At 61.5% G+C, this 12,114-nt stretch carries 11 protein-coding genes, 1 pseudogene and 1 riboswitch; of the genes and pseudogenes, 3 read left to right on the top strand and 9 right to left on the bottom strand.

Annotation, left to right across the window (positions count from 1 at the left end; genetic code table 11):
- Nucleotides 1-13: 13 nt before the first annotated feature.
- Together ACFFJ7_RS18615 and ACFFJ7_RS18610 are read right to left on the bottom strand one after the other, a co-directional pair.
- A complete protein-coding gene (locus ACFFJ7_RS18615) occupies nucleotides 14-1,033 on the bottom strand; it encodes a nucleotidyltransferase family protein (protein WP_377594359.1) in 1,020 nt (339 codons plus the stop codon).
- Nucleotides 1,034-1,448: 415 nt separating this feature from the next.
- Entirely contained in the window at nucleotides 1,449-2,174 is a 726-nt protein-coding gene (locus ACFFJ7_RS18610) for an SDR family oxidoreductase (protein ID WP_377594358.1), read from the bottom strand.
- Nucleotides 2,175-2,322: 148 nt separating this feature from the next.
- On the opposite strand from ACFFJ7_RS18610, the gene ACFFJ7_RS18605 reads away from it, so the two are divergent.
- Nucleotides 2,323-3,219 (top strand): AraC family transcriptional regulator, encoded by an 897-nt coding sequence (locus tag ACFFJ7_RS18605; RefSeq protein ID WP_377594357.1) that lies wholly within the window; start codon nucleotides 2,323-2,325, stop codon nucleotides 3,217-3,219.
- A gap of 176 nt (nucleotides 3,220-3,395) precedes the next feature.
- Here ACFFJ7_RS18605 and ACFFJ7_RS18600 read toward each other — a convergent pair whose 3' ends face one another.
- From ACFFJ7_RS18600 to ACFFJ7_RS18585, 4 genes are all read right to left on the bottom strand, one after another.
- Nucleotides 3,396-3,995: a hypothetical protein gene (locus tag ACFFJ7_RS18600; protein ID WP_377594356.1), complete on the bottom strand. Its 600-nt coding sequence runs from the start codon at nucleotides 3,993-3,995 to the stop codon at nucleotides 3,396-3,398.
- A gap of 252 nt (nucleotides 3,996-4,247) precedes the next feature.
- A complete protein-coding gene (locus ACFFJ7_RS18595; protein WP_377594355.1) occupies nucleotides 4,248-4,631 on the bottom strand; it encodes a hypothetical protein in 384 nt (127 codons plus the stop codon).
- A gap of 152 nt (nucleotides 4,632-4,783) precedes the next feature.
- Entirely contained in the window at nucleotides 4,784-6,352 is a 1,569-nt protein-coding gene (locus ACFFJ7_RS18590) for an amidohydrolase (protein WP_377594354.1), read from the bottom strand.
- A 145-nt stretch (nucleotides 6,353-6,497) separates the two neighbouring features.
- Nucleotides 6,498-6,734 carry a DUF1127 domain-containing protein gene (locus ACFFJ7_RS18585; protein WP_166956513.1) on the bottom strand — a complete coding sequence of 79 codons (237 nt, stop codon included), beginning with the start codon at nucleotides 6,732-6,734 and terminating at the stop codon, nucleotides 6,498-6,500.
- A 97-nt stretch (nucleotides 6,735-6,831) separates the two neighbouring features.
- On the opposite strand from ACFFJ7_RS18585, the gene ACFFJ7_RS18580 reads away from it, so the two are divergent.
- Nucleotides 6,832-7,710, top strand: a complete 879-nt coding sequence (locus ACFFJ7_RS18580; RefSeq protein ID WP_166956510.1) for a LysR family transcriptional regulator — start codon at nucleotides 6,832-6,834, stop codon at nucleotides 7,708-7,710.
- A 261-nt stretch (nucleotides 7,711-7,971) separates the two neighbouring features.
- A complete protein-coding gene (locus ACFFJ7_RS18575; protein ID WP_377594351.1) occupies nucleotides 7,972-9,126 on the top strand; it encodes an AAA family ATPase in 1,155 nt (384 codons plus the stop codon).
- 89 nt (nucleotides 9,127-9,215) lie between these two features.
- Here the strand turns inward: ACFFJ7_RS18575 and ACFFJ7_RS18570 are convergent.
- From ACFFJ7_RS18570 to ACFFJ7_RS18560, 3 genes and pseudogenes are all read right to left on the bottom strand, one after another.
- Nucleotides 9,216-9,317: pseudogene (locus ACFFJ7_RS18570) on the bottom strand (flavin reductase family protein); the annotation flags it as partial.
- 186 nt (nucleotides 9,318-9,503) lie between these two features.
- On the bottom strand, nucleotides 9,504-10,532 hold the full coding sequence (locus ACFFJ7_RS18565) for a methionine synthase (RefSeq protein ID WP_377594350.1): 1,029 nt from the start codon (nucleotides 10,530-10,532) through the stop codon (nucleotides 9,504-9,506).
- A 27-nt stretch (nucleotides 10,533-10,559) separates the two neighbouring features.
- Nucleotides 10,560-11,543: a DUF1852 domain-containing protein gene (locus tag ACFFJ7_RS18560; RefSeq protein ID WP_377594413.1), complete on the bottom strand. Its 984-nt coding sequence runs from the start codon at nucleotides 11,541-11,543 to the stop codon at nucleotides 10,560-10,562.
- 254 nt (nucleotides 11,544-11,797) lie between these two features.
- Nucleotides 11,798-12,013: riboswitch (cobalamin riboswitch) on the bottom strand.
- Between the last annotated feature and the right edge of the window lie 101 nt (nucleotides 12,014-12,114).

The raw sequence follows: 12,114 nt of genomic DNA, 5'->3' as shown, positions 1-12,114 counted from the left end.
GTTGCACGGCACTTCAACTGAGGCCGTGGAGGATCTCAGCGGTCACTGGCAATCGCGCCAGACTCGCCTCAAGGCGTGCGCGCCAGCGCGGGCCGCGTGAAAGCGCGTCCTCGAAAGCCTCGCGCAGGTCGTCAGGCCGGTCCTCGGCGAGGATCGAGATCAGGAAAGCGGCCTGGCCACGGTCTTTGCGTGCTTTCGCCTGATCCTGGCCGCCATGGCGGCGATCGGCAATGATCAGCTTGTGGATCGCAAAACGCTCGGGCCGCGGAATTTGCACCAGCACGCCCGAACGATAGAGCGCGATGGCCGGAATGGGCTCGGCAATCAGGAAATTCAGATAGTTGAGGGCCTGCGCACTAACCCCCAGCGCAGGCAGGGGCTTGACGCGCTCGTCGCCGCAGGCGGGCGTCAGGAACTCGACCATCGCCTCGCCATGGTTCTGCCTCCATTTCCAGATCTGCCGATCCTGAATGCCCGGCACCGGGTCGAACTTCAGAGCCTGCAGAATTTCCCCGGGATTTTCCTCGACCTTGTCCCCCAAAGCGACGGAGAGCCGCTCGAAACTGGCGAAATCCATATCGCCTGTCTGCGCCAGCTCTTCCGAGTCGAAGCGCACGCCCAACTCCCCTTGATAAAGGCCGTAGGCCGCCGTGCCCACGAGCGTCCCGCCCAAGCGAAAGACCCCCGCGCGGAAAAATGCCAGCAGCAACGAGCCGGTATCGCGATCAACGCCGATGAACCCCTCGGCACGCAGCACGCGGGCGAGCCGCGCCATCGTTTTCCGGCGCTCCCCGGACCCGGCTTTCAATTCGGCGGTGCGCGCGAGGCGGGCGCGCAACTCTGGCGTGCCTTCGCCCAGGTAGCGGCTCTTCATCTCGGTGCCAATCCGGAACTTGTCGTAGAGATAGATGCGCCCGTTGCGCGACCGTTCCTCGACGCTGCCGATCAACTCCGAAGCGGTCTCATCGAGATGAAGCCGGAGCAGATCTTGATAAGCTACCTGTGCAGCACGGGAGTGGGAGGCGCCGGTCAACGGATTTCCTTACGCATGTATGCATCAAATATGTCTTTGCTGCACGCAAACGCAAGTGTGCATCAATAATTTTTTTGATACCCACGGCCACTGCCATAATTGGAACGTCTCGCGGCAATCATCGGCGATGCGGACAGGGGGACGTCCTTAAATGTGCCGGAACGGCCGTTCGGGAAAATGTTTACTCGTTCATAAGAAGTCGTCCCCTCACTCTTCCGATCACAGGCGTTCCAGCGAAGTTCCTCCTGAATCGATGACCGCAAAGGAGGCCACCGGCCGATCCCCGCGCGACTGCGAATTTTTGAGAGTGGCAGAAGTCAGTGGCCGCCGCACGTCGACAGCAACGCACCGCCATAGCGACTTTCGGGGAACCCGCTGGTTCACCCGAAAGCCGCATGATCACTTCGTCGCAGGCCTACATGTTAGCGGCAGTGGGCCGCACGATGACCTCGTTCACATCGACGCCGTCCGGCTGCTCAAGCGCATAGCGGATGGCGCGGGCGATCGCGTCCGGGGTGAGCGACTTCTGCCGCCAGTCCTTGAGCGCTGCAGCGACCTGCGGATCGCTGATGTCGTCGCCGAGTTCGGTCGCGGTCACGCCCGGTGAGATGATCGTGGAGCGGATATTCTCATGCTCCTGCCGCAGCCCCTCGGTGATTGCCCACACCGCATATTTCGTTCCGCAATAGACCGCGGCCGTCGGCAGGACGAGATGCGCACCGACGGAGGCGACGTTGACCACGTGACCGTTTCCTTTCGCCACGAAGCGCGGCAGCACCGCGGCGATGCCGTTGAGCACGCCGTGGATGTTGACGTCGATCATCCGCTTCCACTCGTCCCGCTTGAGCGCAGCCAGCGGCGACAGCGGCATCACGCCGGCATTGTTGACCAACACGTCGATACCTCCGAACCGCGCCTCGGCGGCGTCGACGAACGCCTCGAAGCTCGCCGCGTCGGTGACGTCGAGCTCGCGCCATGCGACGCGCTCGCCCAGCTCTTCGGCGAGAGCCTTCAGCCGCTCGGCCCGGCGCGCGCCGATGAACAGCCTGGCCCCGGCTCCGGCCAGTTCGCACACCGTCGCTTCGCCTATGCCGCTGGAGGCGCCGGTGATGAGCACGGTCTTCTCGCTGATTCCCGTCATGGTGGTTCCTTTCGCTCGGGATGACGGTCATCATTCTGGCGCGGGCGGAGCGCATGGCGGTAGCGCGATTGCCCGGACTTCTTGCACGATCCTCCAGCCATGACGGATGAGGCTTGCGGCCTTATCGGTAATGGCCGATTAATGTCCGATGAGGACGATCGCCAAACTCGCACAGCTCATCATGCGCCATGCTCCGGAGACGGGCATGTGCGGCACCCCGATGCGGCGGCTGTCGCTGATACGAACCAACGAGCCGAGCGCACCCGTGCCGGCGGTCTACGAAGCCTCGCTTTGTCTGATCGCCCAAGGCGCAAAGTGCGTATCGCTGGGCGAGCAAAGCGTGGTCTACGACGCCTCGCGCTATCTGCTCGTCTCGGTCGACCTGCCGCTGGTCGGCCACGTGCTCGAGGCAAGCCCGGACATGCCGTATCTGTGCTGCAAGATCGATCTCGACCTGGCGGCGCTTGCCGACCTCCTGGTCGACGAACGCGGTACGGCGCCTCGGCGCGATCTTCCGGTTCTGGCGGTCTATCCGGGCGATCCTGACCTGATCGATGCCGCCTGCCGGCTGGTCGGGCTGCTTGATCGCCCCCAGGACATCGCCGTGCTGGCGCCGCTGATCGAGCGCGAGATCCTCTATCGGTTGCTCACCGGCCCGCACGGGGCTCTGCTGCGCCAGATGGCCTCCGTCGACAGCCATTTGAACCAGGTCAACCGCGCCATCGCTACGATCCGCAAGGGTTTCCAGACCCAGCTGCGGATAGACGAGATAGCCGCTTCAGCAGGCATGAGCCCCTCGTCGCTTCACCAGCATTTCAAGGCGATCACGCGGATGACTCCGCTGGAGTATCAGAAACAGTTGCGTCTGCAGGAGGCCCGGCGCCTGATGCTGGCAGGCGGCGTGAGCGCCGGATCGGCCGGCTTCGCCGTGGGCTATGACAGCCCGTCGCAATTCAGCCGCGAGTATCGCCGCCTGTTCGGCGCGCCGCCGCGCCAGGATATCGCCCGGCTCCAGACCGCCCAAGACTATGTCGGAGCGGTCTGAGGTTTGTGTCGAGCCGACAGGTTGGCGCCCCCATTTTGGCCGTTAACATGGATCCAGCCCGAAATCCCAAAAACTGCCACTGCATCAGGCGCCTCCAATGGGGTGGGAAGCGGACTGTCCGGTTTCAAGAGGTACTCCCCCGAAGCGGCCATCGGTGAATGCGCTGTGATTGTTAGCTAGGTGGGCCATTCAATCGTTTCTAAGGCATGGAGACTTCGCTGCATTGCTTCACGCTGCGCACTATCCTGATGGCGGAATGCCCAACCCGTTCGGAGAATATCCCCGATGATACGTGCGACCAGCTTCGCGATCTCGGGGATTCCTGACACGTCGATCGACCAGCCCATCGGCTCGAAATGTGCAAATTGGTTCCGGATTTCCTTGTGAAAACGAAGCAACCAATTCAGCTCAGATTCGCTGATTGCAATACCGACAGTGTTGCTGCAATCCCCTGCCGAATAAGGGTTTCGCACTGCTTTAAGTAAGCCCGGAAGCTCCATCAAATAGGTCTCAGGCGGTTTCGCATTCGAATCGGTGCGCGAATCCTCAAAATAGCTCAACCATTCGCCGGCGTTGCGCTCAGTGACAGCACCCACCGGTGCCGCAGTGGTAGTGAGATGGCATACGCACGCCCCCTGCAGCGCCGAATGCAACGCCATTACAACCCACTTCCATGCTAGGTAATCCTCGCCCACAAACTGAGCAGAGCGTATAACGTGGCGGATCGATCCCGCCACATCCTCGGCCTCATCCGTTTGAATCCAATTCTCCGCCATCGGCTCCTCGCCTTCATTCCAATTGAGGCGAGCATAAACCTGTCGGTGGTGATGTGAACATACTGTCGCTTTCAGGCGGCGGGCTTGCGGGTTCTGATGACTGACGTGGGGTCGGCAGCGGAAGGGCGGCTTATCGCCAGTTCGAACCGAAAGCTGCCAGTCCGTTCTCGGCCCCTTTCCAGCCATTCGGCCACGCTCCAACGAGCAGTCGCCCTCCGCCCATAATGACCAGAGCCGAAGCATGAGTATCCGCTATGCCTTGTTCGTCGCCGGTAGTTCGCCACGCTTTCTTGCCCGTGATTGGGACTGGCGTGCGATCCGGGCAACGATGGCTTCGACCTCACCCGGCTGCAATCCCGCCTCGATCGCTTTTTTCACGGCCCGTCCCAATGCCAGCTCCGCCGCGTCGAGATCGATCTGCAGTTCGGCCCAGGTTCGCAGAACCTTCAGGCGGCTGATCTGCGGCCCACCTTCCGTGGACGAAAGCTCGCGTATCGATTTTTCGACCTCGGCGAGCAGCTCGCGCGGATTGAAGGGGCGGGAGTGAACGACGGCGAACATCGCCGAATCCTTTCCCGCATACCAGGCATCGCAGGTATCGCGGATATCGGCGGGAATGTCGGTGCCCGGGCGCATGTCTTACTCCCATGCCTCAGATCGCAAGACCATGCTTATAGACCGAGTCGGCGGCGGCCCGGCACCCCGTCGTTCGCCGAGACGACATCACCCGTTCTGCCGCGCTTCCGGCAATCGTCGGGGGCGTGCGTTCCGTCAGCCGGCCGCCGATGCTATTCCTTCCGGAGAAATCCGGTGGGCAGTTCGTCATGTCCGTCGCGCAGGAGAAGGTGCTCGGGAATGCCGTCCGGCCGCACCCTACCCTCGGGAAGCGGCGAGACATAGGTTCTGCCTGCCTTGCGGCGGCTGAAATCCTCACGGGCGGAGGCGCGCAGGTTTGCGTCCGTCATCAGGTCGTAGCCGACACCGGCCATGACAGCGGCCGACCAGAGCGAACCCTTGTCGCCGATACTCGTGCCCCCGCAGGCGGTCACCGGCCAGGTGTGCAGTCCGACGCCGATCGGCATCGTCGCCAGCGCGAAGATGGCCGTGGGCGTGTTGTGGCTGACGTCGCCCACATCGGTCGAGCCGCCTGTGGTGATCTCGGGCAGCACAGGGAGAACCGCCGACGCCAGCCCGGCTTCGGGAAGGTTCGTTTCACGCTGGCAGGCTCTGGCGAATGCCTGCTCCTCCTCGCTCCAGACCAGCGGCAGCGCCGCCAGATGCACCTGGATGCGACTGACCAGCGTTTCGTTCGGCAGCAGGTCGTGCAGCCCGAAGAAGTGGTTGACGTCGACGCTCGTCTGGGTCGCGAGCGCGGCGCCCTTCGCCACGTCCCCGACCCATCCCGTGACTTCATCGACCTCGGCACGATCCTGATCGCGGATCACGATAAGGACCTCCGCGCGGTCGGGCACGACATTCGGGGCTTCGCCCGCCGAGGTGTAGACGTAATGCAGGCGGGTCGTGGGCCGCAGGTGCTCGCGCATGAACTGGATGCCGGTTCCGAAAAGCTCCGCTCCCTTCAGCGCGCTGCGTCCTTCCCACGGATCCACGCCGGCGTGGGCGCTGCGTCCTGTATAGCGGATGCGCAGCATATTCATCGCCGCCGTACGCAAGAGCCCGGTCGCGTTCAGGGGTCCCGGATGCCAGGCGAGGCACGCGTCGAGGTCATTGAACAGACCGTCGCGTGCCATGTACACCTTCGCGCCTTCGGTCTCTTCCGCGGCGCAGCCATAGACACGGATCGTGCCCGGGACGTCGTTATTGATCATCATCTTCCGGAGCGCGAAAGCCGCGCCGGTGCAGCCCGCTCCCAGCATGTTGTGGCCGCAGCCATGGCCTGTTTCCACGCCCGCGGGGCCGGGTGTGCGGCGCGGCTCGGCCGCATTGCCGAGACCGGGCAGCGCGTCGTATTCGGGCAGGAAGCCGATCTTCGGGCCGCCGGCGCCTTGCGACCATTCGGCGATAAAGGCGGTCGGAATCCCGGACGTTCCCCGGCTGGTGATGGTGAAACCGGCCGCCTCCAGTTCCCGGATATGAATCTGCGAGGAGATTTCCTCGTGGTGGGAAAGCTCCGGATTGTTCCAGACCTCGCGCGAGATTCTCAGGATGGCGTCACGGACGGCCTCGACGGCATCCTGGGCATTGCGCGCCGAAGCCGGGACATCGCCTGCGGCTGCGTGTTCCTGCGCGAAAGAGCGTGACGCGCCGCCAGTTCCGATCGCCGCCAGCGCCACGGTTCCGAGCATCAGGCTGCGCCGGGAAACTCCCTGAATGCGATCGTCCGTTATTCCGGTCATCTCAACCTCCACGTCAATTCAGGGATCTGCGGGCGATGCGATGATCAGACTCCATCGACGGCGTCGCATCATACACCATCAGGCGGGAATAGGGATTCAATGCGTGCGCCGGCTGGATGATAAGGCGACGGCAACGCCCGTCCGTTCACGCATGCCAGATCGGCTTGCCGGCCTCCTTCCGGGCAGCGTCGCGGGTCCAGCCGGCATCGGCGAGCACGCTGTCGGGCTGCGTCAGCAGGTCCCGGCGCAGCATATGCCGGTGCGCGAGCCGCGAGTACCACCGGCTCAGCAGTGTCGTTGCGACCCGCTGCTTGAGTTCGCCCACCGCCGGCGGGTCCACCGACCGCAATCCCCGAAGGGGAAAATCAATGACATTCGACATGACAAGCACCTCTGTTCCTGGTGCGATTGAATAGCAGTCATCTGTCCCCGCAAAAATTGAGTTGTTCTCCCCTGTCCGTGAGCATATGGAACAGATCATGCGCCGACTGCCGCCTCTTTCCGCCCTGCCCGCCTTCGAGGCCACGGCCCGTCTGGGCTCCGTCACCGCTGCCGCGGCGGAGCTCGGACGGACGCACAGCGCCGTCAGCAAGCAGATCAGCCATCTTGCGGAGGATCTGGGCGGCGGGCTGTTCGAGAAAGCCGGCAACGGCCTGAAGCTGACGCCGCGAGGCGAGCGGCTGCGCAAGGCCGTGACGCCGATGCTCGACGAACTCGCGGCCATCGCGCAGGCACTGCGGGCGGAACTGGACGACCGCCACATCGACATCGTCACCAGCGCGACCTTCGCGACGCGGTGGCTGATCCCGCGATTGCCGCGTTTCTATGCCGGACATCCCGAGGTCGAGATCGGGCTGCGCATGTCGGGACGGGAGAAGGTCCCGGATCACGAGATCGACGTCGTGCTGAGTTACGACCGGCTCCGAAGCCCGTCACCGGATTTTCAGAGCTTTTCGCTGGGCAATACAGCCTACGGCCCGGTCTGCGCACCGGATTATCCGCTGCGCAAGATCGGTGAGGAATGGATTGCCCCTGTGCGCCTGCTGCAGGCAGGCGTGCCGCAGAGCTGGCGCGAATGGATGCTGCGTGCTGGCGAGACCCTCCACGCGGAGCACGATGTCGAATATGCACACCACTTCCTGGCGCTTGAGGCGGCAGCGGCGGGCCTGGGCGTTGCGCTGGCCGAACGCCGTCTCGTCGAGCAGGATCTTGCCACCCGCCGTCTGATCGCACCTCTCGGTTTTGTTTCCGTGGAAGGCGGTCTACAAGCGGCTGTCATGCCGCGGGCGCGCAGCCGCAAGGCCATTACGGCACTGCTGGAATGGTTGGCGGAAGAGGCCCGGGATGGCGCGGCATAAGTCCGCTCATTACGCGCGCTCTTCAGGCAGCCGATCCGTCATGTTCCATCTACAAGTACCAACACTGACGTTGCAGTCCGAAACCGGCATTCCCGACCCCAATCCGCTCTCCGGATAGCTCTGATCGCGTCCCGGAGCGGAAGATGAACCTGCAAGCATCGGCCACTCGATCAAGCAAGGTGATATCGGTCTCACTCTACAGTTGAAATGGTGATATTTGACCGATCCTGGGACAGATCATAGCCGAGATGGAGGCGTCAATTGATCACGACATTGGCCGTATCGGGCTACCGCTCGTTGCGCGACCTCGTGGTTCCGCTGGGCAGCCTGACGGTCGTTACCGGCGCGAATGGCACCGGGAAGACCACTCTCTACCGCGCGCTTCATCTGTTGGCCGAGACGGCGCAGGGGCGGCTCGTGGGGAGACTGGCTTCAGAGGGTGGGCTGCGCTCGACACTTTGGGCGGGACCGGAGGCGATAAGCCGAAGCGTACGTGCGGGTATCAATCCCGTTCAGGGAACGGTACGCAAGGGACCAGTCTCCCTCAAGCTCGGCTTCGGTGGCGAGGACTTCGGCTACGCGATAGACTTGGGAATGCCCAGTCCCGAGAATCCGTTCCCGCTCGACCCCGCGATCAAGATCGAGGCGATGTGGACGGGAGAGACGCTTCGCCCCGTAGCGGTGTTCGCCGAGCGCCGTGGGGCACTCGTTCGGCTGCGGACCGCCCACAGCCACGTGTGGCGCGAGATTACGCATGACCTGTCGCCATTCGACTCGATGGTGACTCACTGCGCCGATCCGGCGGACGGGGCCGAGCTGCTTGCCATGCGAGAGCGCATGCGGGACTGGCGCTTCTACGATGCCCTGCGCACCGATCCCGCGGCGCCTGCGCGCCGTCGCCAGGTCATGACCTATACCCCGGTGCTGGCGGGCGATGGGGCAGACCTGGCTGCTGCGATTGCAACCATTAGAGCGATCGGCGACCGCGATGCGCTGGATGCGGCGATCGAGCACGCGTTTCCGGGCTCCAGCCTCGCCACCGAGGCTGACGACCATTACGGTGGCGTACTTTTGCACCAGCCGGGTCTCCTGCGACCACTTGGGGCTGCCGAACTTTCGGACGGGACGCTGCGCTTCCTTTTGCTCGTTGCAGCGCTTCTGTCGCCACGTCCGCCCGAGCTGATGGTTCTGAACGAACCGGAGGCGAGCCTCCACCCCTCGCTGATGCCCGCGCTGGCACGCCTTGTCGTGGCGGCATCCCGTGTTGGTCAGATCGTCCTCGTCAGCCACAGCGATGCGCTGATCCGCGCCATCGGACATGAGGGGGAGGTGAGCGAAATTCGCTTGGAGAAGAGTTTCGGGGAGACCCACGCGCCCCACCTGGATGCACCGAGCTGGGTCTGGCCCAAACGGTGACAAAATGATCGCCCGATGGTGTCACCTTTCGGTCGTATCGATTAGCCGTTGAGATAGCGGCGCATGCAGTAAAGCAGCGTTGCCTTTTCGTCGTTCTCAAACGCCGGAAAACTCGAACTTGCACGATTGATACAGACGAGAAGTGTAGCCGGCATGTCGCTGACGCTGCAGACGGCCGAGGCGGTAAAGCCGTAGCCGCGTGCGGCCACCGTCATATTGCATGCGCACGAACCAATGTCCGCGCGCCGGGTCCTTTCGAGCGCGCAATGCCCGATACTAGAATCTGTCCTGTTTACATTGAAACAGGACAGATTCTAGATTCCTTGTTCGGAGCGAATTCTCATCGATCAGATGATTCCATCTGATCGGAACGCGCACTAGGCTGAGAGTTCCTTCCGGACGATTTCAGCGCCCGCACTCAAGGCCTTGAGTTTTCCTGTCGCCACTTTCCGAGATAGCGGGGCCATGCCGCAGTTCGTGCAGGGATAGAGCTTGTCGGCATCCACAAACCGAAGTGCTTTACGCAGGGTCTCAGCGACTTCTTCAGGTGTTTCAACATTATTGGTGGCCACGTCGATGGCCCCGACCATCACCTTCTTGCCGCGAATGAGCTCAATCAGATCCATCGGAACGTGAGAATTGTGACATTCCAGCGAGATAAGGTCGATGTTGGATTGTTGCAGCTTGGGGAAAGACTCTTCATACTGCCGCCATTCCGACCCCAGAGTATTTTTCCAATCCGTGTTGGCCTTGATGCCGTAGCCGTAGCAAATGTGCACGGCGGTCTCACAGTTGAGCCCTTCAATAGCCCTTTCGAGGGTGGCAACGCCCCAGTCATTCACGTCGTCGAAGAAAACGTTGAATGCGGGCTCGTCAAACTGGATGATATCGACACCAGCCGCTTCCAGTTCCCTGGCCTCCTCATTGAGGATTTTGGCAAATTCCCAGGCCAGCTTCTCACGGCTCTTATAGTGGGCGTCATAAAGCGTATCGATCATGGTCATGGGGCCTGGCAGCGCCCATTTGATCGGTTGCGTGGTCTGCCGACGCAGAAACTTGGCGTCCTCCACAAAAACCGGCTTTGGCCGTGACACGGCGCCAACGACGGTGGGTACGCTCGCATCGTAGCGGTTGCGAATTCTGACGGTCTCGCGCTTTTCGAAATCAACGCCATCGAGATGCTCGATAAACGTCGTGACGAAGTGCTGGCGCGTCTGTTCGCCATCGCTGACGATATCGATGCCGGCCTGCTGCTGATCGGCGAGGGACAAGCGCAAGGCATCCTGTTTGCCCTCGACCAGTTCATCGTCCTGCAACTTCCAGGGCGACCAGAGTTTTTCGGGTTGGGCAAGCCAGGACGGCTTGGGCAGACTGCCAGCGGTCGATGTGGGAAGGAGTGTTTTCATGATTGGCGACCCTATATTCCGTGTCGATCAGGCGGCGTAGTTGGCAGACCATTGATCGAGAACGGTCTTGTACGGCTTGATGAAGTGTTCTTCGGTGAACTTGCCCTGCTCCACGGCCAGCCGATTGCGTTCGTCTCGATCATAGACGATGCGGGTCAGTGAATAGTCCTGGTGCTTCAGATTTGGCCGGTAGCATGCTCCTGCGACAGCGTTCGCATTGTAGATTTCGGGGCGGTAAATTCTCTGAAACGTCTCCATCGTGCTGATGGTGCCGATCAGCTCCAGATTGGTGTAGTCGCCAAGCAGGTCGCCGATAAAATAGAAAGCCAAGGGTGCAACGCTACCCGACGGCATGAAATAACGAACCTGCATCCCCATCTTTTCGAAGTACTTATCGGTCGACGAGCACTCGTTCTGCCGGTATTCGGCGCCCATAATGGGGTGATGATTTTCAGTCCGGTGATATGTCTTGCTGGTCGAAGCACTTATGCAGATGACGGGCGGCTTGCTGAAATGCGACTTGTACGTCTCCGAACCCAGGAAATTCTTGAACAGGTTTCCATGCAGATCGCCAAAGTCAACAGGAATGCTGAATTTGAGCTGGTCTTTGTTGTGCGCTGGCAGCACCACGCTGAAGTCGTAGTCCCGCACATAGGACGAGAAGTTATTCCCGACAATACCGTCAATGCGTTCACCGGACTTTCGATCAACAATGGTCGTTTTGAGTATCTCAATCAGAGGGAAGGCGTCGCCGGCGGCCTCACCAACGATACTCATCTCGACGGAAATGATTTCAAGTTCGACGGAATAGCGATCGCTTTGGGGGTTATCCCAATGCGCCAGAGCATTAAAGCGATTGTCGATCATCCTCAGGGCGTTACGCAGGTTCTCCTGCCGGTTCTCGCCTCTGGCCAGGTTGGCAAAGTTGGTCGTTATGCGCGTGTTGTCCGAGGGGCGATAGTCCTCGTTAAACGGAACGCTCTTAATTGCAAATTTGAAGTCGTTAGTCATCGTGTTCTGGCGTCCCAATTACCGGTCCGGTTGTCTCGGTCTTTCGTCTTGGCATTGACCCAAACAACCAATGCGTGCCCTTCGCCGACGCACTTGTTGTGCCGACAAGCGGCAGGTGACACGCCAGGGATGGCGACTGGAATTGCGTTTGAGACATGAAGTGCCCCAGTGAGTTGGGGGCATGGGTCAGCGGACACATAGCAAGGCCGCAATGGTGCTGCCTCCGCTACGGCACACCGGGACACCCCGCCCGTGGACGTTATTTCGCCAAGGCAGGTCTCCTGGCTCACGGGTCGTTGCTTCTGTCCGTCTTCCCGGGTTTTACCCCAGTGACATGCTGGACATCAGCTCACCGCTTACAGTTGCGGGGGCAGCGCCGGCTTTTCCGAAATGACACGGAGCACCGACTTCCCTCTTAGCCCCGGCGCGTTGCAGGCAACGACCGGGGAACCTAGGCACGCACACAATCCTGCAATCGCCACACAAAGTCAATAGCATATAAAGATGTCTTTATATATCCTGATCGCGCGACAAATTTTACGACATTCGCCGTTCGTGACCGTTTTCTCGT

Source organism: Pseudochelatococcus lubricantis, assembly GCF_042432495.1.
Taxonomy (GTDB): domain Bacteria; phylum Pseudomonadota; class Alphaproteobacteria; order Rhizobiales; family Beijerinckiaceae; genus Pseudochelatococcus; species Pseudochelatococcus lubricantis.
The sequence above is the reverse complement of the archived record's forward strand: the minus strand, read 5'-3'. Positions and strand labels throughout refer to the sequence as shown.